Annotated in this window: 28 protein-coding genes, 1 tRNA gene and 1 pseudogene; 11 read left to right on the plus strand and 19 right to left on the minus strand. The window is 63.3% G+C overall.

Going from position 1 to position 26,505, the window contains the following annotated elements; all coding sequences use genetic code 11:
• The first annotated feature begins 22 nt into the window (after positions 1-22).
• Positions 23-2,293, plus strand: a complete 2,271-nt coding sequence (clpA, locus tag L6D77_RS00970) for an ATP-dependent Clp protease ATP-binding subunit ClpA (protein WP_232879850.1) — start codon at positions 23-25, stop codon at positions 2,291-2,293.
• 155 nt (positions 2,294-2,448) lie between these two features.
• Here the strand turns inward: clpA and infA are convergent, their stop codons facing one another.
• The 3 genes from infA to aat all read right to left on the minus strand — a co-directional run bounded on the left by infA (position 2,449) and on the right by aat (position 4,216).
• Positions 2,449-2,667 (minus strand): translation initiation factor IF-1, encoded by a 219-nt coding sequence (gene infA, locus L6D77_RS00975; RefSeq protein ID WP_002553999.1) that lies wholly within the window; start codon positions 2,665-2,667, stop codon positions 2,449-2,451.
• A 103-nt stretch (positions 2,668-2,770) separates the two neighbouring features.
• Entirely contained in the window at positions 2,771-3,478 is a 708-nt protein-coding gene (locus L6D77_RS00980; protein WP_232879849.1) for an arginyltransferase, read from the minus strand.
• 57 nt (positions 3,479-3,535) lie between these two features.
• A complete protein-coding gene (gene aat / locus L6D77_RS00985; RefSeq protein ID WP_232879848.1) occupies positions 3,536-4,216 on the minus strand; it encodes a leucyl/phenylalanyl-tRNA--protein transferase in 681 nt (226 codons plus the stop codon).
• 397 nt (positions 4,217-4,613) lie between these two features.
• Between aat and ftsK the strand changes: the two genes are divergently transcribed.
• The 6 genes from ftsK to cysG are packed head-to-tail and all read left to right on the plus strand — an operon-like array spanning position 4,614 to position 12,127.
• Entirely contained in the window at positions 4,614-7,031 is a 2,418-nt protein-coding gene (ftsK, locus tag L6D77_RS00990; protein ID WP_236169942.1) for a DNA translocase FtsK, read from the plus strand.
• 59 nt (positions 7,032-7,090) lie between these two features.
• Entirely contained in the window at positions 7,091-7,714 is a 624-nt protein-coding gene (gene lolA, locus L6D77_RS00995; protein ID WP_232879846.1) for an outer membrane lipoprotein periplasmic chaperone LolA, read from the plus strand.
• Positions 7,715-7,726: 12 nt separating this feature from the next.
• Positions 7,727-9,052 carry a replication-associated recombination protein A gene (locus L6D77_RS01000; protein WP_232879845.1) on the plus strand — a complete coding sequence of 442 codons (1,326 nt, stop codon included), beginning with the start codon at positions 7,727-7,729 and terminating at the stop codon, positions 9,050-9,052.
• Positions 9,049-9,423, plus strand: a complete 375-nt coding sequence (crcB, locus tag L6D77_RS01005) for a fluoride efflux transporter CrcB (protein ID WP_110993205.1) — start codon at positions 9,049-9,051, stop codon at positions 9,421-9,423. The genes L6D77_RS01000 and crcB overlap by 4 nt, the downstream gene beginning before the upstream one ends.
• A 30-nt stretch (positions 9,424-9,453) precedes the next feature.
• The gene (serS, locus tag L6D77_RS01010) at positions 9,454-10,734 is read left to right on the plus strand and encodes a serine--tRNA ligase (protein ID WP_232879844.1); all 1,281 of its coding nucleotides are present in this window, start codon (positions 9,454-9,456) and stop codon (positions 10,732-10,734) included.
• A gap of 1 nt (position 10,735) precedes the next feature.
• Positions 10,736-12,127, plus strand: a complete 1,392-nt coding sequence (gene cysG / locus L6D77_RS01015) for a siroheme synthase CysG (protein ID WP_232879843.1) — start codon at positions 10,736-10,738, stop codon at positions 12,125-12,127.
• Positions 12,128-12,236: 109 nt separating this feature from the next.
• On the opposite strand, the gene L6D77_RS01020 is transcribed toward cysG, so the two are convergent.
• The 8 genes from L6D77_RS01020 to L6D77_RS01055 form a co-directional block, all read right to left on the minus strand.
• The gene (locus L6D77_RS01020; protein ID WP_232879842.1) at positions 12,237-13,196 is read right to left on the minus strand and encodes a glutathione S-transferase family protein; all 960 of its coding nucleotides are present in this window, start codon (positions 13,194-13,196) and stop codon (positions 12,237-12,239) included.
• A gap of 96 nt (positions 13,197-13,292) precedes the next feature.
• Positions 13,293-14,294 (minus strand): glycosyl transferase family protein, encoded by a 1,002-nt coding sequence (locus L6D77_RS01025; RefSeq protein WP_232879841.1) that lies wholly within the window; start codon positions 14,292-14,294, stop codon positions 13,293-13,295.
• A complete protein-coding gene (locus L6D77_RS01030) occupies positions 14,291-14,626 on the minus strand; it encodes a TusE/DsrC/DsvC family sulfur relay protein (RefSeq protein ID WP_232879840.1) in 336 nt (111 codons plus the stop codon). Before L6D77_RS01030 ends, L6D77_RS01025 begins: the two co-directional genes overlap by 4 nt.
• Positions 14,623-14,919 (minus strand): sulfurtransferase complex subunit TusB, encoded by a 297-nt coding sequence (gene tusB, locus L6D77_RS01035; protein WP_232879839.1) that lies wholly within the window; start codon positions 14,917-14,919, stop codon positions 14,623-14,625. The genes L6D77_RS01030 and tusB overlap by 4 nt, the downstream gene beginning before the upstream one ends.
• Entirely contained in the window at positions 14,919-15,278 is a 360-nt protein-coding gene (tusC, locus tag L6D77_RS01040; RefSeq protein WP_232879838.1) for a sulfurtransferase complex subunit TusC, read from the minus strand. Before tusC ends, tusB begins: the two co-directional genes overlap by 1 nt.
• Position 15,279: 1 nt before the next feature.
• The gene (gene tusD / locus L6D77_RS01045; RefSeq protein WP_232879837.1) at positions 15,280-15,672 is read right to left on the minus strand and encodes a sulfurtransferase complex subunit TusD; all 393 of its coding nucleotides are present in this window, start codon (positions 15,670-15,672) and stop codon (positions 15,280-15,282) included.
• An 87-nt stretch (positions 15,673-15,759) separates the two neighbouring features.
• Complete coding sequence (locus L6D77_RS01050; protein ID WP_125859264.1) at positions 15,760-17,139, minus strand: nucleobase:cation symporter-2 family protein; 1,380 nt, start codon at positions 17,137-17,139, stop codon at positions 15,760-15,762.
• Positions 17,140-17,327: 188 nt separating this feature from the next.
• Positions 17,328-17,999, minus strand: coding sequence for a Bax inhibitor-1/YccA family protein (locus tag L6D77_RS01055; RefSeq protein ID WP_232879836.1), 672 nt, complete (start codon positions 17,997-17,999; stop codon positions 17,328-17,330).
• Positions 18,000-18,147: 148 nt separating this feature from the next.
• On the opposite strand from L6D77_RS01055, the gene L6D77_RS01060 reads away from it, so the two are divergent.
• Positions 18,148-18,235 (plus strand) — tRNA-Ser (locus tag L6D77_RS01060).
• 279 nt (positions 18,236-18,514) lie between these two features.
• Here L6D77_RS01060 and L6D77_RS01065 read toward each other — a convergent pair.
• From L6D77_RS01065 to L6D77_RS01090, 6 genes and pseudogenes are all read right to left on the minus strand, one after another.
• Positions 18,515-19,273 carry a hypothetical protein gene (locus L6D77_RS01065; RefSeq protein WP_232879835.1) on the minus strand — a complete coding sequence of 253 codons (759 nt, stop codon included), beginning with the start codon at positions 19,271-19,273 and terminating at the stop codon, positions 18,515-18,517.
• A gap of 217 nt (positions 19,274-19,490) precedes the next feature.
• A complete protein-coding gene (gene lysC, locus L6D77_RS01070) occupies positions 19,491-19,736 on the minus strand; it encodes an Rz1-like lysis system protein LysC (RefSeq protein ID WP_373870557.1) in 246 nt (81 codons plus the stop codon).
• Positions 19,633-20,046: pseudogene (gene lysB / locus L6D77_RS01075) on the minus strand (Rz-like lysis system protein LysB); the annotation flags it as partial. The gene lysC and the pseudogene lysB, both read right to left, overlap by 104 nt.
• Entirely contained in the window at positions 20,046-20,837 is a 792-nt protein-coding gene (locus L6D77_RS01080; protein WP_232879833.1) for an N-acetylmuramidase domain-containing protein, read from the minus strand. The gene L6D77_RS01080 and the pseudogene lysB, both read right to left, overlap by 1 nt.
• Positions 20,834-21,157, minus strand: a complete 324-nt coding sequence (locus tag L6D77_RS01085) for a phage holin, lambda family (RefSeq protein WP_232879832.1) — start codon at positions 21,155-21,157, stop codon at positions 20,834-20,836. The genes L6D77_RS01080 and L6D77_RS01085 overlap by 4 nt, the downstream gene beginning before the upstream one ends.
• A gap of 315 nt (positions 21,158-21,472) precedes the next feature.
• On the minus strand, positions 21,473-21,658 hold the full coding sequence (locus L6D77_RS01090) for a hypothetical protein (RefSeq protein WP_232879831.1): 186 nt from the start codon (positions 21,656-21,658) through the stop codon (positions 21,473-21,475).
• Between the two features lie 376 nt (positions 21,659-22,034).
• On the opposite strand from L6D77_RS01090, the gene L6D77_RS01095 reads away from it, so the two are divergent.
• Together L6D77_RS01095 and L6D77_RS01100 are read left to right on the plus strand one after the other, a co-directional pair.
• A complete protein-coding gene (locus tag L6D77_RS01095) occupies positions 22,035-22,388 on the plus strand; it encodes an SH3 domain-containing protein (protein ID WP_232879830.1) in 354 nt (117 codons plus the stop codon).
• 531 nt (positions 22,389-22,919) lie between these two features.
• Complete coding sequence (locus L6D77_RS01100; protein ID WP_232879829.1) at positions 22,920-23,114, plus strand: hypothetical protein; 195 nt, start codon at positions 22,920-22,922, stop codon at positions 23,112-23,114.
• Positions 23,115-23,250: 136 nt separating this feature from the next.
• Here the strand turns inward: L6D77_RS01100 and L6D77_RS01105 are convergent, their stop codons facing one another.
• Positions 23,251-24,150: a LysR family transcriptional regulator gene (locus tag L6D77_RS01105; RefSeq protein WP_232879828.1), complete on the minus strand. Its 900-nt coding sequence runs from the start codon at positions 24,148-24,150 to the stop codon at positions 23,251-23,253.
• Between the two features lie 101 nt (positions 24,151-24,251).
• Between L6D77_RS01105 and L6D77_RS01110 the strand changes: the two genes are divergently transcribed.
• Complete coding sequence (locus tag L6D77_RS01110; RefSeq protein ID WP_232879827.1) at positions 24,252-25,013, plus strand: sulfite exporter TauE/SafE family protein; 762 nt, start codon at positions 24,252-24,254, stop codon at positions 25,011-25,013.
• Position 25,014: 1 nt separating this feature from the next.
• Here L6D77_RS01110 and L6D77_RS01115 read toward each other — a convergent pair whose 3' ends face one another.
• Complete coding sequence (locus L6D77_RS01115) at positions 25,015-26,442, minus strand: GGDEF domain-containing protein (protein ID WP_232879826.1); 1,428 nt, start codon at positions 26,440-26,442, stop codon at positions 25,015-25,017.
• Positions 26,443-26,505: the final 63 nt, after the last annotated feature.

Raw genomic sequence — 26,505 nt, forward strand, 5'->3', positions numbered from 1 at the left:
CACTTGGGTATGAGGTGAAGCTATGTTAAACCGCGAGCTCGAAGTCACCCTCAATCTGGCCTTCAAGGAGGCTCGTTCGAAGCGTCATGAGTTCATGACCGTCGAACATCTGCTGCTGGCACTCCTTGACAATGAGGCTGCCGCGACCGTTCTGCGCGCCTGTGGCGCCAATCTCGACAAGCTCAAGCATGACCTGCAGGAGTTCATCGATTCGACCACGCCGCTGATCCCCGTGCATGACGAGGATCGAGAAACCCAGCCGACGCTGGGCTTCCAGCGTGTGCTGCAGCGTGCCGTGTTCCATGTGCAAAGCTCCGGCAAGCGTGAAGTGACCGGCGCCAACGTGCTGGTGGCAATCTTCAGCGAACAGGAAAGCCAGGCGGTGTTTCTGCTCAAGCAGCAGAGCGTGGCGCGCATCGATGTGGTCAACTACATCGCCCATGGCATCAGCAAGGTGCCGGGCCATGGGTCCCACAGCGACAACGATCAGGACATGCAGGACGAGGAGGGTGGCGAAACCTCCTCCTCCAGCAATCCGCTGGACGCCTATGCCAGCAACCTGAACGAACTGGCCCGTGCCGGGCGTATCGATCCGCTGGTGGGGCGCGAGCAGGAGGTCGAGCGCGTTGCGCAGATCCTCGCCCGCCGGCGCAAGAACAACCCGCTGCTGGTCGGCGAGGCCGGGGTGGGCAAGACCGCCATCGCCGAAGGCCTGGCCAAGCGCATCGTCGATGGCCAGGTGCCCGACCTGCTGGCCCAGAGCGTGGTTTACTCGCTCGACCTGGGTGCGTTGCTGGCAGGTACCAAGTACCGCGGCGACTTCGAAAAACGTTTCAAGGCGCTGCTTGGTGAACTGAAGAAGCGCCCGCAGGCCATCCTGTTCATCGACGAGATCCACACCATCATTGGTGCGGGTGCAGCCTCTGGCGGCGTGATGGATGCCTCCAACCTGCTCAAGCCATTGCTGTCCTCGGGTGATATCCGCTGCATCGGTTCGACCACCTTCCAGGAGTTTCGCGGCATCTTCGAGAAGGATCGCGCCTTGGCGCGGCGCTTCCAGAAGGTCGATGTCACCGAGCCTTCGGTGGAAGATACCGTTGGCATCCTGCGTGGCTTGAAGGGGCGTTTCGAGAGTCATCACAACATCGAGTACAGCGATGAGGCGCTGCGTGCGGCGGCAGAGCTGGCTTCGCGCTACATCAATGACCGACACATGCCGGACAAGGCCATCGACGTGATCGACGAGGCGGGTGCCTACCAGCGCCTGCAGCCGGAAGCCAGCCGGGTCAAGCGTATCGAGGTGCCGCAGGTTGAGGACATCGTTGCCAAGATCGCGCGGATTCCGCCGAAGCACGTCACCAGTTCCGATAAAGAGCTGCTGCGCAACCTGGAGCGTGACCTGAAGCTGACCGTATTTGGTCAGGATCCGGCCATCGACTCGCTGGCCACGGCGATCAAGCTGTCGCGTGCGGGCCTGAAGGCACCGGACAAGCCAGTCGGTTCGTTCCTGTTCGCCGGCCCCACTGGTGTGGGCAAGACCGAAGCCGCCCGCCAGCTGGCCAAGGCGCTGGGTGTCGAGCTGGTGCGCTTTGACATGTCCGAGTACATGGAGCGACACACCGTGTCGCGCCTGATCGGTGCACCGCCCGGCTATGTTGGTTTCGACCAGGGTGGCCTGCTGACCGAGGCGATCACCAAGCAGCCGCACTGCGTGCTGCTGCTCGACGAAATCGAGAAGGCCCACCCGGAAGTCTTCAACCTGCTGCTGCAGGTGATGGACCACGGTACCCTGACCGACAACAACGGGCGCAAGGCGGACTTCCGCAACGTGATCCTGATCATGACCACCAACGCTGGTGCCGAAACTGCCGCGCGGGCCTCGATCGGTTTCACCCATCAGGATCACTCGTCCGACGCGATGGAGGTCATCCGCAAGAGCTTCACGCCGGAGTTCCGCAACCGCCTGGACACCATCATCCAGTTTGGTCGTCTCTCCCACGAGACCATCAAGAGCATCGTCGACAAGTTCCTCATCGAGCTGCAGGCGCAGCTCGAGGACAAGCGCGTGCTGCTGGAGGTTACCGATGCCGCGCGTGGCTGGCTGGCGGCTTCGGGCTACGACGTGCAGATGGGCGCGCGGCCGATGGCGCGGCTGATCCAGGACAAGATCAAGCGGCCGCTGGCTGAAGAAATCCTGTTCGGTGAGCTGGCCGAACATGGCGGCGTGGTGCATATCGATCTGCGCGATGGCGAGTTGGTGTTCGACTACGAAACCACGGCAGAGGTGGCGTGATATCGGGGCCGCTTTGCGGCCCTTTCGCGGCACAAGGCCGCTCCTACAGCGGTTGTTGTAGGAGCGGCCTTGTGCCGCGAAAGGGCTGGCAGCCCTGGATTTCCAAAACCCATAAAAAAGCCCGGCACATGGCCGGGCTTTTTCATGGCTTGAGCTTAGCGCGCACGGTAAGTGATGCGGCCCTTGCTCAGGTCGTACGGCGTCAGTTCGACGCGGACCTTGTCGCCAGTGAGAATACGGATGTAGTTCTTGCGCATCTTGCCAGAGATATGCGCGGTAACGACGTGCCCGTTTTCCAACTCCACGCGGAACATGGTGTTGGGCAGGGTGTCGACGACAGTGCCTTCCATTTCGAAGCTGTCTTCTTTCGACATGCAGTAAAGCCCTCGGTGTCCAGAGTTGGCCCGACGCGTAACTGCACCGGGCAAAAAAAGTGGCGTGGATTATGCCCGAAAATTGTGTTTCAAGCCAATGCTTTCAGTTGAGGCTGACCCAGCGCTGGTTGATCAGCAGTTCGATGGGGCGGTACTGGGTCTTGTAGTTCATTTTCTTGCAGTTCTTGATCCAGTAGCCAAGGTAGACGGCATCGAGGTTTTGCCGCAGTGCTTCGCCGATCTGCCAGAGAATGGCATAGCGGCCGAGGCTGCGACGCTCTTCCTCGGGCTCGTAGAAGGTGTAGACCGCCGACAGGCCGTTGGGCAGCAGGTCGCAGACCGCGATGGCCAGCAGGCGGCCTTCGAGGCGGAACTCGTAGAACCAGCAAAACGGCAGGTCACGCACCAGAAAGGTGGCGAACTGGTCGCGGCTTGGCGGGTACATGTCGCCATCGGCGTGGCGCTGCTCGATGTAGCGCCGGTACAGGTCGAAATATTCTTCCTTGAACGCCGGGCGTGCGGCCGTGACGGTCAGGTCGGCGTTGCGCTTGAGGATGCGGCGTTGCTGGCGATTGGGGATGAAGCGTGCTGCGGGGATGCGTGCCGGTACGCAGGCATTGCAATGCTGGCAATGCGGGCGATAAAGGTGGTCGCCGCTGCGACGAAAGCCCATTTCCGACAGGTCGGCGTACACGTGCACGTCCATTGGCTGGCTCGGGTCGAGAAACAGCGTGGTGGCCTGTTCATCCGGCAAATAGCTGCAGGAGTGGGGTTGAGTGGCATAGAACTTCAACCGCGCCAGCTCTGTCATGATCAACCCCTTCGGTGAGACGTTGTTACTAAGTGTAAGCCAGCTCCGGGAACTCGCCTAGCGAACCCAGGCAGCGTGGTTGGGCTCATCGAGGTGCCTGGCCAGGTGTTCCGCGAAGTCCGCCCGGCTGATGGCGCGGGCGCCCAGGCTGTGCAGGTGGTTGGTCGGCATCTGGCAGTCGATCAGGGCGAAGCCGGCCTGGCGCAAGTGCTCGACCAGGGTCGCGAAGCCCACTTTCGAGGCGTTGTCGGCGCGGCTGAACATAGACTCGCCGAAGAACAGCCGGCCCATGGCCAGCCCGTATAGGCCGCCCACCAGTTCGCCCTCCTGGCGCACCTCCACCGAATGGGCAATGCCGCGCCGGTGCAGTTCGCAGTAGGCGGCGCGCATGTTGTCGGTGATCCAGGTGCCGTCTGCGTAGTCGCGTGGCGCGGCGCAGGCCGCGATCACGGCAGCGAAGTCAGTGTCGAAGCTGACCTGATAGCGGCCCTGGCGGATCAGCTTGGCCAGCGAACGCGAAACGTGCAGCTCGTCAGGGAACAGCACGGTGCGTGGGTCGGGCGACCACCACAGGATGGGCTGGCCATCCTGATACCAGGGGAAACAACCATGGCGATAGGCCGCGACCAGGCGCTCGGGGGTGAGGTCGCCACCGGCAGCCAGCAGGCCGTTGGGGTCGTGCAGGGCTTTTTCCAGAGGTGGGAAGGTCAGCGAGTCGCGGGTCAGCCAGGTGAGCATTGTCTTCCTGAGCGGCGGGGGAGGGGAGGGCGACAAGCATGGCGCGTGAGCTTTGCAGGGTCAATCGCCGTTGGCTTCTTCGCGGGTAAACCCGCTCCCGCAGGATAGGCGCATAACCTGGGGGTGCGGGTTTACCCGCGAATGCGTCCGGCCAGGTGTTGGATTCACCTTCCAGTTGGCACCATCCGGCGTCTTTGTTGTCACACCTGTGCAAAAACACAGCATAAGCCTTTGTCACAAAAGAAAATGCGTGCTCAAATTGCAACTAAATGAAAGTAGCCCCCGTTCACGGCCGAAACGGCGTGCCGCCATGGCGGCTGGCGGGCAGTAATGTTAAAAGTAGTGATTTGTTGGCCAGTCACCGGCCAATCACTATTCGCGCAGGAATAGACGCGTTTTGAAGAAACCCACCACAACTCCAGCCCCCTTGCCTGTGCCCCTGTGGCGGCAGCAACTGCATTACCGCCTCAAGGAAGGTGCGTTGATCGCCGTCGGTGCCCTGTGCCTGTACTTGTGGATGGCGCTGCTCACCTACGACACGTCCGACCCTGGCTTCAGCCACACCAGCAACGCCGACCAGGTGCTGAACGCCGCCGGCCGCGCCGGTGCCTACTTTGCCGATATCCTGTTCATGGTCCTCGGCTATTTCGCCTACATATTCCCGTTGTTGCTGGCAATCAAGACCTGGCAGATCTTCCGCGAGCGTCACCAACCCTGGCAGTGGAGCGGCTGGCTGTTCTCCTGGCGGCTGATCGGCCTGGTGTTCCTGGTGTTGTCGGGCGCGGCGCTGGCGCATATCCATTTCCACCCCTCGGAGAGCCTGCCGTTCTCCGCCGGCGGGGCCCTGGGCGAGAGCCTTGGGGATCTGGCGCGCAACCTGCTCAACGTGCAGGGCAGCACGCTGATGTTCATCGCGCTTTTCCTGTTCGGCCTGACCGTGTTCACCGACCTGTCGTGGTTCAAGGTGATGGACGTCACCGGAAAGATCACCCTCGACCTGTTCGAACTGGTGCAAGGTGCCGCCAACCGCTGGTGGGAGGCGCGCAACGAGCGCAAGCGCCTGGTGGCGCAGCTGCGTGAAGTGGACGAGCAGGTCGATGAAGTGGTCGCCCCGGTGGTGCCGGACAAGCGCGAGCAGATCAAGGCCCGCGAGCGCATCATCGAACGCGACGACGCCCTGACCAAGCACGTGGCCCAGCGCGAACAGCAGCCGGCCCCGGTGATCAACATGCCGCCACCGCAGCCCAAGGCGCCCGAGCCGAGCAAGCGGGTGATGAAGGAGAAGCAGGCGCCGCTGTTCGTTGACAGCGCCGTAGAAGGCACGCTGCCACCGATCTCCATCCTCGACCCGGCCGAACAGAAGAAGATCGAGTACTCGCCGGAATCCCTGGCCGGTGTCGGTCATCTGCTGGAAATCAAACTGAAGGAATTCGGCGTAGAAGTCTCCGTCGATTCGATCCACCCCGGCCCGGTGATTACCCGTTACGAGATCCAGCCCGCCGCGGGCGTGAAGGTCAGCCGTATCGCCAACCTGGCCAAGGACCTGGCGCGCTCGCTGGCCGTGACCAGCGTGCGGGTGGTCGAAGTGATCCCCGGCAAGACCACCGTGGGTATCGAGATCCCCAACGAGAACCGCCAGATGGTGCGCTTCTCCGAAGTGCTGTCGTCGCCGCAGTTCGACGAGAACAAGTCGCCGGTCACCCTGGCCCTGGGCCACGATATCGGCGGCAAGCCGGTCATCACGGACCTGGCGAAGATGCCCCACCTGCTGGTAGCCGGTACCACCGGTTCCGGCAAGTCGGTGGGCGTGAACGCCATGATCCTGTCGATCCTGTTCAAGTCGGGTCCGGAAGATGCGCGGCTGATCATGATCGACCCGAAAATGCTCGAATTGTCGATCTACGAAGGCATCCCGCACCTGCTGTGCCCGGTGGTCACCGACATGAAGGACGCCGCCAACGCCCTGCGCTGGAGCGTTGCCGAGATGGAGCGGCGCTACAAGTTGATGGCGGCCATGGGGGTACGTAACCTGGCTGGCTTCAACCGCAAGATCAAGGACGCGCAAGAGGCCGGCGAGGTCATCCACGACCCGCTGTACCGTCGTGAGAGCATGGACGACGAGCCGCCGACGCTGAAGACCCTGCCGACCATCGTGGTGGTGGTCGACGAATTCGCCGACATGATGATGATCGTCGGCAAGAAGGTCGAAGAACTGATCGCCCGTATCGCCCAGAAAGCCCGTGCCGCCGGTATCCACCTGATCCTGGCCACCCAGCGCCCGTCGGTGGACGTGATCACCGGCCTGATCAAGGCCAACATCCCGACCCGCATGGCGTTCCAGGTGTCGAGCAAGATCGACTCGCGGACCATCATCGACCAGGGTGGCGCCGAGCAGCTGCTGGGTCACGGTGACATGCTGTACATGCCGCCGGGCACCAGCCTGCCGATCCGCGTGCATGGCGCGTTCGTTTCCGACGACGAGGTGCATCGCACGGTCGAGGCGTGGAAGCTGCGCGGCGCGCCGGACTACAACGACGACATCCTCAATGGCGTCGAGGAGGCCGGCAGCGGCTTCGAAGGTAGCAGTGGCGGTGGCGATGGTGACGACCCCGAAGCCGACGCCCTCTACGACGAAGCCGTGCAGTTCGTGCTCGAAAGCCGCCGGGCATCGATTTCCGCGGTACAGCGCAAGCTGAAGATCGGTTACAACCGCGCCGCGCGGATGATCGAGTCGATGGAGATGGCCGGCGTGGTCACCCCCATGAACAGCAACGGCTCGCGGGAAGTGATTGCCCCGGGCGGCCCGCGCGATTGATGATCACCTTGCCGGGCGCACGAGGCGCCCGGCCCCTTAACCGTTTTACGAGGATTTCCATGCGCGCGATTCGCATGCTGTTGGTTTCTGCCCTGGCCGCGGCCAGCCTGTCGGCCCATGCTGGCGAACAGGACGTCCAGCGCCTGACCCAGTTGCTGGAAAAGTCGCAGACCATCGAAGCCAATTTCTCCCAGCTGACCCTGGATGCCGGTGGCACCAGCCTGCAGGAAACGTCCGGCAAGATGACCGTCAAGCGCCCGGGCCTGTTCTACTGGCACACCAACGCGCCGCAGGAGCAGGTGGTGGTGTCCGACGGCAAGAACGTCACCCTGTGGGACCCGGACCTGGAACAGGCCACCATCAAGAAGCTCGACGTGCGCCTGAACCAGACCCCGGCATTGCTGTTGTCCGGTGACGTGTCGAAGATCAGCCAGAGCTTCGACATTACCTCCAAGGAGCAGGGCGAAGTCATGGACTTCACCCTGAAACCCAAGACCAAGGACACCCTGTTCGACTCGCTGCGCGTGTCGTTCCGCAAAGGCCTGATCAACGACATGCAACTGGTCGACAGCGTTGGCCAGCGCACCAACATCCTGTTCAATGGCGTCAAGGCCAACCAGGCGGTGCCGGACAGCACCTTCAAGTTCGACATCCCCAAAGGCGCGGACGTCATCAAGGAGTAAGCGGAGCCCGTGATGGACCTGTTTCGAAGCGAACCCGTTGCCCAGCCCCTGGCCGCCCGGTTGCGCCCGTCCAACCTGGACGAGTACGTCGGCCAGGAGCACCTGCTGGCACGCGGCAAGCCGCTGCGCGAGGCGCTGGAGCAGGGTGCGCTGCATTCGATGATCTTCTGGGGACCGCCCGGGGTGGGCAAGACCACCCTGGCGCGGCTGCTGGCGCAGTTCTGCGATGCGCACTTCGAAACGGTCTCGGCGGTACTGGCCGGGGTGAAGGAGATTCGCCAGGCGGTCGAGGTGGCCAAGCAGCAGGCTGGCCAGTACGGGCGGCGCACCATTCTGTTTGTCGACGAGGTGCACCGCTTCAACAAGTCACAACAGGACGCTTTCCTGCCCTACGTGGAGGACGGCACGCTGCTGTTCATTGGCGCCACCACCGAAAACCCGTCCTTCGAGCTGAACAACGCGCTGCTGTCGCGGGCCCGGGTGTACGTGCTCAAGAGCCTGGACGAGACGGCGCTGCACAAACTTGTCAGCCGTGCGCTGAGCGAAGAGCGTGGCCTGGGCAAGCGTAACCTGCGCGTGAGTGACGAAGCCTTCAAGATGCTCATGGCCGCCGCCGATGGCGATGGCCGTCGCATGCTCAACTTCCTCGAGAACGCCGCCGACCTTGCCGAAGACGGCAGCGAGATCGACGTCGAGATGCTGCACAGCCTGCTCGGCGACAGCCGCCGTCGTTTCGACAAGGGCGGCGAGGCGTTCTATGACCAGATCTCGGCACTGCACAAGTCGGTGCGTGGTTCCAACCCCGACGGCGCGTTGTACTGGTACGCGCGCATGCTCGACGGCGGCTGCGACCCGCTGTACATCGCCCGGCGCGTGGTGCGCATGGCCAGCGAGGACATCGGCAACGCCGACCCGCGCGCCCTGAGCCTGTGCCTGGCGGCCTGGGACGTGCAAGAGCGCCTGGGCAGCCCGGAAGGCGAGCTGGCAGTGGCCCAGGCCATCACCTACATCGCTTGCGCACCAAAAAGCAACGCGGTGTACATGGGCTTCAAGGCAGCCATGCGCGAAGCAGCCGAGCACGGTTCGCTGGAGGTGCCGCTGCACCTGCGCAATGCCCCGACCAAGCTGATGAAGCAGCTCGGTTACGGCGAGGAATACCGCTACGCCCACGACGAGCCGGATGCCTATGCCGCCGGTGAGGACTATTTCCCCGAGCAACTGGAACCGCGCCAGTACTACCAGCCGGTGCCACGTGGGCTGGAGCTGAAGATCGGCGAAAAGCTGCGTCACTTGGCCGAGCTCGACCGCACCAGCCCCCGTCAACGGAGAAAACCGTGATCGCACTCATCGCCGCCGTCAGCGCCGGCGGCATCGCCGGCACCCTGCTGCGCTTTGCCACCTCCAACTGGGTAGCAGCCAACTGGCCGAAGCATTTCTATCTCGGTACGCTGGCGGTCAACCTGGTGGGCTGCCTGCTGATCGGCCTGCTGTACGGCCTGTTCCTGCACAAACCCATGGTACCGGTGGAGCTGCGCGCTGGGCTGATCGTCGGTTTTCTCGGTGGCCTGACCACCTTTTCTTCTTTTTCCCTGGATACCGTGCGCCTGCTCGAAAGCGGGCAGGTTCCGCTAGCCTTGGGCTATACCGGTATTAGCGTGGTGGGCGGGCTGCTTGCAACCTGGGCCGGCCTCACCCTGACCCGATTCTGAACCAACACCTACCTATAACGAGAGAACGACATGCTCGATTCCAAACTGTTACGCGGCCAACTTCAGGAAGTGGCGGATCGCCTGGCCTCCCGTGGCTTCAGCCTGGATGTCGCGCGCATCGAATCACTGGAAGAGCGCCGCAAGGCAGTGCAGACCCGTACCGAGCAGCTGCAGGCCGAGCGTAACACCCGCTCCAAGTCCATCGGCCAGGCCAAGGCCAAGGGTGAGGACATCGCCCCGCTGATGGCCGACGTCGAGCGCATGGCCAACGAGCTGGCCGCCGGCAAGGTCGAACTGGACGGCATCCAGGCCGAGCTGGACGGCATCCTGCTGACCATCCCCAACCTGCCGGACGCCAGCGTGCCGGTCGGCGCCAGCGAAGACGACAACGTCGAAGTGCGCCGCTGGGGCACCCCGCAAGCCTTCGACTTCGAGATCAAGGACCACGTGGCCCTGGGCGAAATCAGCGGTGGCCTGGACTTCGAGGCGGCGGCCAAGCTGTCCGGCGCCCGCTTCGCCGTGCTGCGCGGCCCGATTGCCCGCCTGCACCGCGCCCTGGCGCAGTTCATGATCAACCTGCACACCGGCGAGCATGGCTACGAAGAGCACTACACCCCTTACCTGGTGCAGGCCCCGGCCCTGCAGGGCACCGGCCAGCTGCCGAAGTTCGAGGAAGACCTGTTCAAGATCAGCCGTGAAGGCGAGGCCGACTTCTACCTGATTCCGACCGCCGAGGTCTCGCTGACCAACCTGGTGGCCGACCAGATCCTCGACGCCAAGCAGCTGCCGCTCAAGCTGGTTGCCCACACCCCATGCTTCCGCAGCGAGGCCGGTGCCTCGGGCCGCGACACCCGTGGCATGATCCGCCAGCACCAGTTCGACAAGGTCGAGATGGTACAGGTGGTGGAGCCGGCAAAATCCATGGAAGCCCTCGAAGGCCTGACCGCCAACGCCGAGCGTGTGCTCCAGCTGCTGGAGCTGCCGTATCGCGTGCTGGCGCTGTGCACCGGCGACATGGGCTTCGGCGCGGTGAAAACCTACGACCTGGAAGTGTGGGTCCCGAGCCAGGACAAGTACCGCGAAATCAGCTCCTGCTCCAACTGCGGTGACTTCCAGGCCCGCCGCATGCAGGCGCGCTGGCGCAACCCGGAAACCGGCAAGCCGGAGCTGGTGCACACCCTCAACGGTTCCGGCCTGGCCGTAGGCCGTACCCTGGTGGCGGTGCTGGAGAACTACCAGCAGGCCGACGGCTCGATCCGTGTGCCGGAAGTGCTCAAGCCGTACATGGGTGGCGTCGAGGTCATTCGCTGAGATGGATTACCTGCCGCTGTTCCATAAGCTGCAGGGCGGCCGCGTACTGGTCGTCGGCGGTGGCGAGATCGCCCTGCGCAAAGCGCGCCTGCTGGCCGATGCCGGCGCCGCGCTGCGGGTGGTGGCGCCGGAGGTCGACGGCCAGCTCGCGGCAATGGCCCGTGAGGGCGGTGGCGAGGTGCTGGTGCGCGGCTATCAGCCGTCGGACCTGGACGGCTGTCGTCTGGTGATCGCGGCCACCGATGACCCGGGCCTCAATGCCCAGGTCTCGGCGGATGCGCAGGCGCGCAGCCTGCCGGTCAATGTGGTTGACGCGCCGGCCCTGTGCACGGTGATCTTCCCCGCCATCGTCGACCGCTCACCCTTGGTGTTGGCGGTCTCCAGCGGTGGCGATGCCCCGGTGCTGGCACGGTTGATCCGCGCCAAGCTGGAGGCCTGGATCCCATCGGCCTATGGCGAATTGGCAGGCCTGGCCGCGCGCTTCCGGCACAAGGTCAAGGCCTTGTACCCTGACGTCAACCAGCGCCGTGGTTTTTGGGAGAACGTATTCCAGGGGCCGATCGCCGAGCGCCAGCTGGCTGGGCAGGGTGCCGAGGCCGAACGCCTGTTGCAGGCGATGGTCGACGGCGCGCCGGTGCAGCAGGGGGGCGAGGTGTATCTGGTCGGTGCCGGCCCGGGTGACCCGGACCTGCTGACCTTCCGTGCCCTGCGCCTGATGCAGCAGGCCGACGTGGTGCTGTACGACCGGTTGGTGGCGCCGGCCATCATCGAGATGTGCCGGCGCGACGCCGAGCGTATCTACGTCGGCAAGCGCCGCGCCGATCACAGTGTGCCGCAGGACCAGATCAACCGGTTGCTGGTCGACCTGGCCCAGCAGGGTAAGCGCGTGTTGCGGCTCAAGGGCGGTGACCCGTTCATCTTTGGCCGGGGTGGCGAAGAAATCGAGGAACTGGCCGAACAGGGCATCCCGTTCCAGGTGGTGCCTGGCATCACTGCGGCCAGCGGTTGTTCCGCCTACGGCGGTATTCCGCTGACCCACCGCGACTATGCCCAGTCGGTACGCTTCGTGACCGGCCACCTGAAGGATGGCACCAGCAACCTGCCCTGGCACGACCTGGTGGCGCCTGCGCAAACCCTGGTGTTCTACATGGGGCTGGTGGGGCTGCCGACCATCTGTGCCGAGCTGATCCGCCATGGCCGCGCGGCCAGCACACCTGCGGCGCTGGTGCAGCAGGGGACCACGCGCAACCAGCGGGTGTTCACCGGTACCTTGGCTGATTTGCCTGAACTGGTGGCCCGGCATGAGGTGCATGCACCGACCCTGGTGATCGTCGGGGAAGTGGTGCAGTTGCGCGAGAAGCTGGCGTGGTTTGAAGGTTCGCAAGACAGCTGAAATCGTTGGTGCCGCCTCGCGGCCCTTTCGCGACACAAGGCCGCTCCTACACGATCCCTGTAGGAGCGGCCTTGTGCCGCGATAGGGCTGCAAAGCAGCCCCGGCTTTCTCAAGCCTTCCAGATCCCTTTCCCCGGCAACCGTTCCCGGTCATGTGGCTGATTGAAATCCTGCAGCGGCCCTTTTGGCACAATCCCGTTCGGGTTGATGGTCTTGTGGCTCATGTAGTAGTGCTTCTGGATATGCTCCATATCCACCGTGCCCGCCACCCCCGGCCACTGGTAGAGCTCACGCAGCCAGTTGGACAGGTTCGGGTAGTCGCTCAGGCGGCGCAGGTTGCACTTGAAATGGCCGTGGTACACCGCGTCGAAACGCACCAGTGTGGTGAACAGGCGCACGTCGGCTTCGGTCAGATGTTCGCCGGCCAGGTAGCGCTGGCGAGCCAGCAGCCCTTCCAGATAATCCAGCTCATTGAACACCTCATCGAACGCCGTTTCGTAGGCGTCCTGCGTGGTGGCGAAACCTGCGCGGTAAACACCGTTGTTCACGGCCGGGTAAATGCGCTCGTTGAGTGCATCGATGGTGGTGCGTAGCGGGGCTGGGTAAAGGTCCAGGGTGTTGCCGGTCAGCTCGTCGAATGCCGAGTTGAAGATACGGATGATCTCGGACGACTCGTTGTTGACGATGCGCTTTTCCTGTTTGTCCCACAGTACAGGCACGGTCACGCGCCCGGTGTAGTGCGGGTCGTCCTGGGTGTAACGCTGGTGCAGGTACTGCAGGGCATCGAGGTGGTCGCCGCTGGAGCCTTCCTGCTGGTCGAAGGTCCAGCCATGCTCGCCCATCAGCCAACTGACCACCGACACATCGATAAGCGGCTCCAGGCCTTTGATGGCACGCACGATCAGCGTGCGGTGAGCCCAGGGGCAGGCGAGCGACACATACAGGTGGTAGCGGCCGGCTTCGGGGGCGGGCAGCGGGTTGCGTCGTTGCGAATTCTCGCGCTGGAAGGCGCCGTCCTTGCTGGTCTGGTACCACTGGTCATGCCAGCGGCCATCGATCAAAAGGCCCATGCTGGAGCTCCTCGGAACAAAGTGTTTGTCGTTGGAGCTCAGTCTAGAGCAATGCGTTCGAACGAATAGCGCAAAGAGTGCGGCTAACAGATCTGTTTATTTGATGTTTCCGCGGGTGGCCCAGTAGGCGCGGGCGGTACTGAATGCCAGCTCGCGGTCGTGGCCCAGGCCACGCAACGCCAGGGCCATGGTCGCGATCACGGCCATTTCGCCGTAGCTGTCTTCGGCTTCGCCGCGCCAGACGGCAAGCAGGTGCTCCGGTTGCAGGCTGGCGGGCTTCACATGGCGCTGGGCGCTCATGGCAGGCCACTCCTCGTCCCAGGCATCACCGGCCGAAGTGCCATACAGATGGCTGGTGACATCCGGGTTGATCTCGATCTCGCCACCGTCCCCCTTGATCACCAGTGCGTGGTCGCCCAGCAGCCGGCTGGCCTCGCGGTGCACGGCCTGGTAACCGGGGTGGAAGATGCTTTGCAGGCCACAGCGCGCGGCGAGGGGGTTGAGTACCCGTGCCAGCGAGTGGATCGGTGAGCGCAGGCCGAGGGTGTTGCGCAGGTCGATCATGCGCTGCAACTGCGGCGCCCAGTCCTGCAGTGGGAAGAAGGCCAGCTGGTGACTGTCCAGCGTGTGCGCAACGGTTGCCCAGTCGCGACACAGCGGGATGTCCAGCAGGCCGAGCAGTTGCTCGGTGTACAGGCGCCCGGCGGTGTGGGCGCCGCCGCCGTGCATCAGGATGCGTGCGCCATTACCGGCCAGGCACTTGGCCGCCAGCAGGTACCAGGGCAGGTGGCGCTTCTTGCCGGCGTAGCTCGGCCAGTCCAGGTCGACGTTGATGCGTGGCGCCTGCAGGTGGGCGCGCAAGGCCTCGGTGAAACCCGCCAGCTCCTCGGCGCTTTCCTCCTTGTGCCGCAGCAGCATCAGGAAGGCGCCGAGCTGGGTGTCCTCGACCTTGTCTTCGAGCAGCAGGGTCATGGCTGCGCGCGCTTCCTCGCGGGTCAGGCCGCGGGCGCCGCGCTTGCCTTTGCCCAGAATGCGCACGAATTCGGCGAAGGGGTGTTCGGTCGGTGTTTCCAGGGTGAGCGGGCGGGGTGCGTTCATATGCAGTTGGTCGGCTTGGGCAGGCCCGCCAGCTTGGCGGCAAGTTTGGCGGGAGTGCCATTGAACAGGCGGTTCAGGTGCGGGCTGTTGCCCTTTTCCGCGCCCAGCTTGAGCGCGGTGTACTTGATCAGCGGGCGGGTGGCTGGCGACAGCTGGTACTCGGCGTAGAACTGGCGCAACAGCTCGAGGATTTCCCAATGGTCGGTGGTGAGGGCGATATCTTCACGGGCCGCGAGCGATTCGGCGACCTCGTGAGACCAGTCCTGCAGGTCGACCAGGAAGCCGTCCTTGTCCAGGGCGATGGCGCGATCGCCAACAGTCAGGGTGCTCATAGCCAGCTGTTGACCTTGTCATAGTGCAGGGTGAGTTCGATGAAGGCCGGGTAGTCCACGGCCTTGGCCAGTGGGCTGGAGAGGGCACGGGCGTGCAGGTCTTCGTCCAGGGCGAACAGGCGGTCTTGCAGGTTGGCGGCTTGCAAGGCGCGCAGGGGCTCGCTACCGGTTTTAAGTGCATAGGTGGCGTCGCCACACAGCAATACCGCGTCTTGCGGGCCGAGCAGGCGCAGGCAGCTGGCCAGGCGCTCGTCCGCGAAAGGCGAGTGGGCAATTACGTGCAGGGTCGTCATCAGAGGGTTACCACCTGGTCGAAACGGGCGATCAACGCGGCCAGTGCGGCATCGTCGAGGATCTCGACGGGCAAAGCCAGCGTGGTGCTGTCCAGGCCGCGGCGGGCCAGGCTGTGGCTGCAGGCGAACAGCTCCTCGACGCCGAACATCGGCAAGGCCTGGAGGTTGGCGGCCAGGTTTTTCTGTTGCAGGGCGTCCGGGTGCTGTTCGTTGGTCAGCTGGAACACCCCGTCGTCGAGGAAAAGCATGCCCAGCGGCAGGTCGAACGCACCGCCGGCCAGGGCAATATCCAGGGCTTCGCGTGCGGACGGGCCACTCCACGGCGCCTTGCGGCTGATGATCAGAAGCGATTTGGCCATTTCAATCCCCCCCAAAACAGATCAGGCGGTCGGCAACCTGTGCGGCTTCGTGCAACTGGCCCAGCCCCGACAGTTCCCAAGGTGCTGGCAGGTTCACGGCCGGGCGCTGGTAACGGTTGGCTTCTTCTTCATTGAGCACGCCCCTGCGCAGGGCGGCAGCAATGCAGACCACGGCGTCGAGTTGGTGCTCGCTGATGAACGTGCGCCATTGATTGGCCACGTCGAGTTCATCCTGTGGCGCGACGATATTGGCCGAGGCGCTGTGCACCCCGTCCTGATAGAAGAACAGCCGAGCAACTTCATGCCCGCCGGCCAGTGCCGCCTCGGCGAAGCGCAGGGCGCGACGCGAGGAGGGCGCATGCGCCGGGGAAAAGACCGCAATGGCGAATTTCATGGAAAACCCGTGTAAAGGAATGCGGCCATGATAAAGCAAAAAGCCCGCGCTGGTGGGCGCGGGCTCTGTCTGCAAGGCCGTGATCGGTCAGGCTTGTTCCTTGCTCTCCGGCAGGAACCAGTTGAGCACCAGGGCGCAGATGCCACCGGTGGCGACGCCCGACTCCAGCACGTTACGCAATGCCGCCGGCATGTGTGCGAGGAACTCCGGCACCTGAGCCACGCCAAGGCCCAGGGCCAGCGACACGGAAATGATCAGCAACGCCCGGCGGTCGAGGCGGGTGCTGGCGAGGATGTTGATACCCGATGCGGCGACTGCACCGAACATCACCATGGCCGCACCGCCCAGCACCGGCTCCGGCACCGCCTGGATAACCCCGGCAACGCTGGGGAACAGGCCCAGCAGGACCAGCATGGCGGCGATCCAGATACCGATATGGCGGCTGGCAATGCCGGTCAGCTGAATGACGCCGTTGTTCTGGGCGAAGATCGAGCTGGGGAAGGTGTTGAACACGCCGGCCAGTAGCGAGTTGGCGCCGTTGACCAGTACCCCGCCCTTGATCCGCTGCATCCACACCGGGCCTTCGACCGGTTGGCGCGAGACCTTGCTGGTGGCGGTGACATCACCGATGGCTTCCAGCGAGGTGACCAGGTAGATCACCAGCATCGGAATGAACAGCGCCCAGGAGAAACTCACGCCAAAGTGCAGCGGCGTCGGTACCTGGAACAGCGCGGCCTGGTGCATGCCAGTGAAGTCCAGGCGGCCCAGGTAGCCGGCCAGGGCATAGCCCACGGCCAGGGCAATGACGATGGCGCAGCTGCGCATCCACACCACCGGGATACGGTTGAGGATCACGATGATCGCCAGCACCACACCCGACAGCAGCAGGTTCTCGCCGTTGGCGAAGGTGCCGTTGGCCATGGCGCCGAAGCCGCCGCCCATGCTGATCAGGCCGACCTTGATCAGGGTCAGGCCGATCATCAGCACGACGATACCGGTGACCAGCGGGGTGATCAGGCGCTTGACGAAGGGCAGGATGCGCGAAACGCCCATCTCTACGAACGAGCCGGCAATGACCACGCCAAAGATGGCCGCCATCACGCCTTCCACCGGCGTGCCCTGCTTGACCATCAGTGCGCCGCCCGCGATCAGCGGGCCAACAAAGTTGAAGCTGGTGCCCTGCACGATCAGCAAGCCGGCGCCGAACGGCCCAAAGCGCTTGCATTGCACGAAGGTGGCGATGCCGGAGATCACCAGCGACATGGACACAATCAGGTTGGTATCGCGAGGCGAGACCCCCAGCGCCTGGCAGATCAGCAGCCCAGGGGTAACGATCGGCACGATGATCGCCAGCAGGTGCTGAAGTGCCGCCAGCAAGCCGATCAACAGGCGAGGCTTGTCCTCTAGGCCCAGGACCAGTTCGTTGGCAGGCGCCGCCGCGCCCGGCCCGTGTTCGTGTGAACTCATGGGAAATACTGCCCCGGAAGAAAAAAGGAGCGCATTCTACGGGCTGAATCCCGATAGGGGTAGGGGTTAGGAAGATAGCGTCACAATCGCAGATGAAGCTGACTTAAAGGTCAGTTTGTGTAGCCTTTCCATCAGTCACGAAAAAGCCCGCCGAAGCGGGCTTTTCCTGGCTGCTCGAGAGGTTTGAATCAGTCGTCGCGGCCCATGATGCCGAACAGCTGCAGCAGGCTGATGAACAGGTTGTAGATCGACACATACAGGCTGATGGTGGCCATGATGTAGTTGCGCTCGCCGCCATGGATGATGGCGCTGGTCTGGAACAGGATGCAGACCGACGAGAACAGCACGAAGCCGGCGCTGATCGCCAGTTGCAGGCCGCTGATCTGGAAGAAGAAGCTGGCCAGCACGGCGCCCATCAGGACAAAGAAGCCAGCAGTGATGAAACCGCCGAGGAAGCTCATGTCCTTGCGGGTGATCAGTACGTAGGCCGACAGGCCGCCGAAGACCAATGCGGTCATGGCGAATGCCGAGCTGACGACTTCGGCGCCACCGCTCATGCCCAGGTAGCGGTTGAGGATCGGGCCGAGGATGAAGCCCATGAAACCGGTGAGGGCGAAGGTGGACACCAGGCCCCAGACCGAATCACGCAGCTTGGCGGTGAGGAAGAACAGGCCGTAGAAGCCGATCAGCACGACGAACACGTTGGGGTAGCGGAAGCCCATCTGCTGCGAGACGAAGGCCATGATGCCACTGAAGGCGAGGGTGAGCGCCAGCAGGCTGTACGTGTTGCGCAGGACCTTGCTGATCTCCTGCTGCTCGACCTGCTGGCCGTGGTGGACGGCGTAATCCTGTTCGCGCATGGCGACACTCCTTTGGTGTGTACCCAGGCGTTGAAGCCTGGCGAATGAAACGTATGGTTGCTGGAGCATACCAGAGCTGTCGCAACCCGCGACACAGAGAGTTTGACAGCTTGTTTCATTAAGGTATTATTGCCGCCGCAAAACAGCTGGAAGCGTGGCCGAGTGGTTTAAGGCAACGGTCTTGAAAACCGTCGATGGGCAACTATCCTAGAGTTCGAATCTCTACGCTTCCGCCACATTCAAAGCCCTGATTATTCAGGGCTTTTTGCGTTTTTGGGGCATAGAAAAACGACACGTGGGAACACCCTTGGGAATGGTTTATATCGGAAGCGCTTCCGATACTTTCCTACTTGGTGGGTTTTGCCAAGGCTCCAACTCGGCGATAAACACGCTCAGTAATGTCGCCCTTGGTGTGCCCCAGCAGTAGTAACGGCGAGTGCAAACTCACCGCTGGGGCTTCGATGGCAACGTGCATACCAGGCAGCCGAAGCCATTTCAAATGGGCGACAGGGTACTCACTTCAAGGTCACATCGTTGAACTTGAGGGCCTGGCTGCCGTTGTCCCGCGTCGAGATCATCAGCTTGATCGACGGGCTGTGCTCGACCTTTCGGTCGGTTTCCTGGAACACCAGACTCACCGTGGTCGGCACATTGCGCAGGATCTGGAAGCCATTCCAGAAGCTGACCGGTTGTTGGCCCACCCGCAGCTCCTTGATCGACACCGGCGCACCGGACTCGTCGAAGAACCGGCTGGCGTTCTCAAACCGGAAGTCGCGGTCCATGTCCAGGTTGGTGAGCGTGAAGGTGCAGTTGGGATAGCGGCCGATATTCTCGCAACCCACCAACTCGATACGCACGCCGTCCACCACTTCCATGCGCTTGCCCAACAGGTTGTTGCCGTCGTTCTCGACGACCATCGATTGAACCTTGGCGAACTCGAACGTCGGCTTGGCGTATTCGGTGCCAAGAATGAAAAAGACGAACGACAAGCCCGCTATCAGCAGGGTGAGGGCTGCTGCGTGGAGCATCTTCGGCAAGTTGCGGATTTGCCAGCAGAGCGAAAGCGCGCCGAGCACGGTGAATACGCTGACCAGCAGTACGATGTTGCGCCAGTTAATGAAGCCGAAACCGAATACGCTTGGGTCGGGCACCAGGTAGGTGATGATTGCCCACATACCGCCCAGGACAACGCCCAGGCCGGTCATGATCCTGGCAGCCAGCGAAGTAATCTGGCTGGTGCGAGGAGAAAACCCGGGGGCTTGTGCTTGATTCATGCGAACTCCGTGTAATGCCTACTGCTGGTAAGGGATTGATTTCAAAGTGCCATTATCTCGACGATCAAGGTGCGGGTAAAGCTACGGGAGGAGGAGGGGCGCAAGGTCGATGAGAAAAATGCGTGTGGTGGGTACCGTCTATTCCTTCCCAGGTTCAACGCTTCGAAATCCATGGCATGGGTATCAGGGCACCTGGTCGGGCAGTCGCTCGCGCAGGCTATCGGGTCTGCTCATTGGTCATCTGATACTGGTAGACGCGGTCCACCTGCGCAGCACATTCGGCCCAGGCCAGTTCGGTGCGCTCCTGGTCAGTGAGCAGGTTGGCGTTGCGGGTCGGCGTGGTCGCTGGCAGTTGGCAAGGGACGACCAGCGGACAGCCATTGACGATAAGCGTCGGCGCCGGTGAGGGCGGGGCGCTGGCGCAGCCGGCGAGCAGCGTCAGGTAGAGGCTGGTCAGCCCAATCTTGGAGTTGCTGGTTTTCATGCTTGAGGGCCTCGATCAGGCGCTCGCGTCTGGCAAGGCCTTGGCGTAACTCGCCCTGGAGCACGAGCAGCTTGGCCTGGCTGTCGCGCTCGCGCTCCAGTTCGGATTTGAGTTGGTGGGTGGTGGCCAGATGGCGGTTGCGGTCTTGCAGGGCACGGTCGCGTTGGTCCTGCAGGTGTTGGTTGGTGGCCTCGGCGATGGCCATTTGTTGGTGTTGGCGCCAACCCCACAGCGTGGTGGTACCAACGGCCAGCAGGGCGACGGCCAGCATGCCGCTGCGCAGCGCCATCACGCCGCCACCTGCGTTCGGCCCTGGTGCCGCTCGAAGGCGCGCTCGAGCTTTACGTCATACAGGTTGCGCCTGTAGTCGGGGCCGTTGTAGCGCTTGGCGACCATGCTCCATTGCAGCTCTTTCAAGGCCTTGTGCAGCCTGGCGTCGGCCTCGATGAAGCGCATCAGTGCCTCCAGATGGTCCGCTTCGCTGCGCTGCATCGCCTCGACAAAGGAGTGGATGCAGGCATAACCAAGCCGTTGCCAGTGGTAGCCCATCACCTGGAAGGCGCCCCAACTGGCCGACTCCAGCGCAGCGATGTCATCGAGCTGGCGCGCCTGGCTGAGGCGCTGGTGCTCGGCGGTTCCGCCGATGTAACCGCCCGGTTTGGGGTTGACCAGGGCGGGATAGACGCGGGCAAGCGCTACGGCGCGTTGCCGCAGGCGTTGGTGCATGACGTGGCGCTCGAACAGGATCACCGGCTTGCCGTTGTCGAGGAACCCGCGGCCCTTCGACTCGACTTCGTTCAGGGCGTAGAGCGTGGCCACCGGCACCCCCAGTCGCCCGGAGGCCTGCACCAGGTCGGCGTGCTTGAGCAGCTTGCCGGTGTCGGCGCCTTGCAGGCTGGCCAGGGTTTTGGGGCCGGCCACGCCGTCACTCACCAGCCCCACTTTGAGCTGGTAGGCGCGGACAGCGGCCTCGGTAGCGTCGCCATACACACCATCGAGAAACAGCTTGCTGCCTTGGGTATTGAGGTCGCGTTGCAGGTTGCGGACAACCTGGGAACGGTCACCGTACTTGAGGATCATCGAATTTGCTCCTTGCGGGTCAAGGTTTTCTGCGCGGCGCAACGGACGAACTCAACGCCCAGCAGGCCGATGAGGCCGCCGAAGAATGGGGCGGCGGTAAGCGGGATGCCGATCAGCGACAGCCCGTGGCTGGCGCACAAGGCAAGCGCACCGCACAACGGTGCTTCGATCACCAACTGGCGGAGCTTGCCGCCGCCATAGGCCACGCGCAGCGCAGCGATGAAGGCGGCGAGCAGGGCGGCATACAGGCCCGGCCAGTTCTGTTCGAGCCATTTGGCCAGGAAGGCCCAGGTTTCGAGGCGATCAGGCATGGAGGTCATTCCCTGTGTGTTGAGGGGCGGTCAGTTCCTTGGGGGGTATCACGTACTGCTTTGGGGCAGCCGTCAGTGCCGGCGCTTGCGACGGCGATGCACAAGAACGTGCGGTGCTGCTGCTTGGTGGGGGCTGGGTCTTGGCAGCCATGCTGGGCGTCCTCTAGGCGGTGGCGGTGGGCCTTGCGTTGAGGGGGATGGTCCGCAGCGCGCCGGCCGGAGGCAACGCGCTGGGCTTGTAGAGGGAGGCGCTACAGGCAGCGGGAGCAGGGATAACGCGTGAACGGCAGCATCGGCGCCATGGTTGCTGTCTCTGGCGCTTCCTTACTGCAACGTAGGTGATCTGAAAGGCGAGGCCATGTCCGCCAGTGTCAGTTCGATATGGGCGATGAGCCCGGCAAGGTGATCTGCCTTTTCCAGTTGGCCCTGTGCTTTTAGCCTTACCAGCTCCTGGCGCAGGTTCAACAGGTGTTTTTGCAGTGCGAGGGCGGAGGTGTGGAACTGATCCATGTCGGTCTCATGTGGTGGGCTTCCTTGCCGTTGTAAGAGCTAACGAAGGTATCAGCTCATTCCACGTGCCAATACTGATCATTCATACACGCGTCCTGAATTTGCGATCACTCGACTACAGACTTATCGGATTATTCCTACTGATAATTCAGAGCTTGGTTTTGGGGTGCTCTTCGTTATTCACTCTCTAAGCCCTCGCGTGCTTTGGCTTGAGTACTACACGCAGTGTCGATAACTAACTCGACGGTGTAGGACGACCTCGTTGGCGGCGAAACTAAATGTTGCAATTGAGTCGCGAGGGCGCCCAGTGGCTCCGGCGCTCCTGCCCTGGTGGTTTCTGCTAGCATCGACGCTTTTTACCGCCAGGGAGAGGCATGTGAAGTACGTCGTCATTGAGCACCATCGCAGTGAATATCCAGCCCCCATCACCTTCGCCGGGGGCACGCTGCTGGACATCGGTCAGCGCTACGAAGGCGAGGAGCCATGGCAGGACTGGTACCTGTGCAGTTGTGCCGGGCAAGCGCCGGGTTGGGTGCCGGCGCAGGTGATCGAGCGGATTGGCGTCGACCGGGGCAGGGCGGTAGAGGCCTATTGTGCCCATGAACTGGACATCGACCCGGGTCAGCAGGTTGAGGGGCTGCGGCCACTGAATGGCTGGCTGTGGTGCCGTAACTTGCGCAACGGCGAACTGGGCTGGTTGCCACAGGAGAAGCTGCGCTTGTTGGACTGATCAATGCGACGTGGCAGTCCAGGCGGTCTTTATGCAGTGAACAGGGGTAAGGCAGAGGCGGATGAAGGATCATCTGATCTGCTTTTTTTCCGCGAACCTGAATCTGTAACCGTATCAGCGCCGAGCCGACAATACCTTCCAGGCCCGGCGCTTGCGAACCGGTAAACACTGGGCCGGTTGCGCTGCTCTGCACCCGTATCAGCCAGCCCCGCTGTTCCTTCATCACACTTGTAGAGGTTCCGATGGGCAAGCTTGCTCTGTTCCTGGGTGGTTTTCTGCTGCTGACTATCATGATCGGTTTGCTGGGTACCATTCCGCCGGGCTGAAACCCCCACGCGTTCTCCCTTTAGCCCGCCTGGTATCAAGGCGGGCTCGATTCCCTCCCGGCCTCCTTGGCCGCCTGCCGCAATCGTCTAGACGGGCGGTAGCTGCAAGTCATTCTCAAGTGCAAGGTGCTCGTGTAGTCTCCCGCCCCCGTCAAAAGGGCCCGGGAACACGGGCCGATCACCTGCCTTGGAGTCAATTCACACTATGGAATGCAAGAAAGACACTGCAGCGATGCTGGAGTGGCGCAGTCGCTATCTCGCAGAGGGCATCCTCCACGAGGATGACTACGACCAGGCGCTGCGCAGTGCCGAAGCGCTGGAGCATTCTGGAGTGATAAGTGCTAGTGAATGGATCGAACTGGTCAAGTTGGCCAACGCGGCGTTGCTGCAGCTCAGATAAATCCTGCAAGCGCTGCGGAAACTGTCCACAAAAAACGTGGGTAGGTCTGTGGATAAAGTCTTCTAGGCCTTGTATTCCGTGGCTTCTGTTAGATTGAGCAGAAAGTGAGCAGTGTTTTCATCGTCTGTTTTTATGCTCAAGGGCAGGCGGCGCGCAGGGCCTGCAGCAGCTCGCGTACCCGCGTCGGCACGTCGCCTGCCGGGTACAGCGCATGCATCTGCGGGTCCTGGCCACTGCTGGATGTCAGGTGGTAATCGGCGCAGACGCGCACCAGGCGCCCGGTGCGCACTTCGGGTTCGGCCAGCCAGTCGGCCAGCCGGGCGATGCCGGCGCCGGCCAGGGTGCTTTGCAGTACTGCGACACCTGAGCCCAGGCGCAACCGTGGCTGCGGCCGCAGGCTGGTGATGTGCCCCTCGCGGCAGAAATGCCAGGCCTTGAGGATGCGCGGCGCGGTGTGCAGGATCAGCGCGTGCTGTTCCAGGTCCTCCAGCCCCTGGGGTGTGCCTTCGCGTGCCAGGTACTGCGGGCTGGCATACAGGTATCGGCGGTAGTTCCACAGCGGGTAGCCGATCAGCTCGCTGGACTGGGGGAAGGCGCCCCGGATGACGAAGTCGAGCTTGCCCAGCAGCGGGTCGAGCGCCTGGTCGCTGAACTGCACATCGACGGTTACCTGTGGATGCCGCCTGGAGAACTCGGCCAGCACCTGCGGCAGTACCTGCTGGGCCAGAACCTCGGGTGCGGCCAGGCGAATCCAGCCCTGCGCGCTGCCCGTCAGCGCGGCCAGTTCGTCTGCGGCGTCGCGTTGCACATCCAGCAAGCGCTCGGCATGGGGCAGCAGGCGTTCGCCGGCTTCGGTGAGGGTCACGGTGCTGGCGCTGCGGTTGAACAACTTGGCGCCACTGTTATCTTCCAGCGCCTGCACCGCTCGGGTAACGGAGCTGGGTGAGCGACCCAGGGCGCGGGCTGCGCTGACGAAGCTGCGCTTGTGCGCAACGCTGACGAATGCTTGGATCTCACGCAGCATATCCAGGGCCATGGGGGCTTTCCTCGTTGCAGTTTTCGCAACGTGGCATTTCAACACAAGCGGGGCACTTTGATTAGTCTGGCGGCCAGCTTATTGCCGCCTGGACCGCCGACATGATGGATATTGCCCTGCTTTCGCTGTTTGCCTTCGCCGCAGGCCTGATCGACGCCGCCGTGGGTGGTGGCGGGCTGATCCAGATCCCGGCCTTGTTCAACGTGCTGCCCACTGCGCAACCGGCCGCGCTGCTGGGTACCAACAAACTGGCCTCGGTCTGCGGCACCAGCTTTGCAGCGCGTTCGTTCATCCGCAAGGTGCAGCTGGACTGGGGGCTGATCGTGCCGGCGGCGCTGAGCGCCTTCGTCATGTCGTTCTGCGGCGCGGCCACGGTGTCGCTGGTGCCTGCCAGCGTGATGCGGCCGATGGTGCTGGCGATGATCGTGCTGATGGCCATCTACACCTTCTGCAAGAAGGACTTCGGTACCTTGCACAAGCCCACCGTCATCGGTCGCAAGGAACAATGCCTGGCGGTATTGATCGGTGGCGCCATCGGCTTCTATGACGGCTTGTTCGGGCCGGGTACCGGCAGTTTCCTGATCTTCCTGTTCATTCGCTTCTTCGCCCTCGACTTCCTGCATGCTTCGGCCTCGGCGAAGCTGGTGAACATTGCCACCAACCTGGCGGCGCTGGTGTTCTTCATCCCTTCGGGCAATGTGCTGTGGGCGATTGCCCTGCCGATGGCGCTGTTCAACATTCTCGGCGCGTTGACGGGCACCTGGCTTGCGGTGCGCAAGGGGGCGGGCTTCGTGCGTGGGCTGTTCCTGATCCTGCTTTGTGTGCTGATCGCCAAGCTGAGCTGGGACCTGTTCGCCGGCTGAGTCAGACCACTACCTGGCGCTGGGCCTCGGCCAGTTCGATACGGTTGCGGCCGTGAGCCTTGGCGCGGTACAGCGCCTGATCGGCCTGGGCCAGCAGCACGTCGAGGCTGGGCGCGGCAACGTCACTGGTGCAGCCGGCGATGCCGATACTGACCGTGATCTGCAGGCGCTGCCCGGCCTGGGCGAACGGCAGGTCCTGAACGGCCCGGCGCAGGCGTTCGGCAGTGAACCTGGCCAGCTCCGGCGCCAGCCCCGGGACGACAATGGCGAACTCCTCGCCACCCAGGCGGGCGAACAGTTCGCCGTCATGCAACTGGTCCTGCAGGGTGTCGGCAAACTGGCGCAGTACCTGGTCGCCCACCGCGTGGCCATGGCGGTCATTGATGGTCTTGAAATGGTCGATGTCGAGCATCATCAAGGTCAACGGCAGGGCTGGAGCCTGCTGCTGACGGCTGTCGAGCAGGCCGTTGGCGCGACGGGTGAAGGCGCTGCGGGTGAGGGTGCCGGTGAGATGGTCGATGGTGGCCTGGTGCGCCAGGCGCGCCATCAGGCTGCGGTTGGCATTGCTCACGCAGGCCACCACCAGCGGGCCGAGCACCAGCATGGCGATGCCCAGGCGTGCCGACATCAGGGTGGTCACGCCCGGCTCGCTCTGCGGCACGCTGAAGTGCATGAGGTTCTGCGCCACGGCAACGATCAAGGTGCTGCCGGCGGTGAGGGTCAGCAACGATACGAGAAAAGGCGAGTAGCTCAAGGCGCACCACAGCAGCGCCGCAATCGGGAAGGCAATCGCCCCGGGCCCGCCGAAAAAGATGCTCAATGCCAGCGAGGCCAGCAACACCAGCAGCGGGGCCAGGGAGATCGGCTGGCTGCCGCCGCGGGTGAAGGCGCGGGGTGAGGGGGCGGTGAGCAGTACCGGCAGGACCAGCACGCTGGTGGAGAACTGCTCGCTGAACCAGGCCAGCCAGGTAGCGCGCAGTGACTGCTCGAACCACGGCGCGGCCATCACGCAGGCCAGGCTGGCGGCCACCATGCCGCCGACGGCGCAGGCGCCGAACAGGCACAGGGTGCCGTGGGGTGTGCGCAGGCGCCTGTGAACCCGTGGCAAACGGACCATCAGGTACCAGATGCTGACGATGGCGCCCAGGTTGCACAGGTTGAACCACAGCGCCGGTTGCCAGGCGGAGCCGGTGGCCAGATCGGCAGCGACCATTCCCAGGTAGATAAGGGCGAAGCCGAGTGCTGTGGCCTGGCGCGGGTGGCGTAGCAGGACGCCGGCAAGCACCGCGTTGACTGGCCAGAACAGCGACAGGGATTCGATCGGCCTGGCCAGGATGCCCGCCAGTGTCAGGCCGAGCGTCAGGCCGAACAGGATGGCTAAAGACAACAGGCGCGATGGAACTGGAGACACCATAAGCTCGACCGGCAAGCGAGGACGGAATCCAGGAAAACGGCCGTAGGCACCTGGGGCAAATTCGCATCAGTTTGTTTC

Source organism: Pseudomonas parasichuanensis (assembly GCF_021601385.1).
GTDB classification, from domain to species: domain Bacteria; phylum Pseudomonadota; class Gammaproteobacteria; order Pseudomonadales; family Pseudomonadaceae; genus Aquipseudomonas; species Aquipseudomonas parasichuanensis.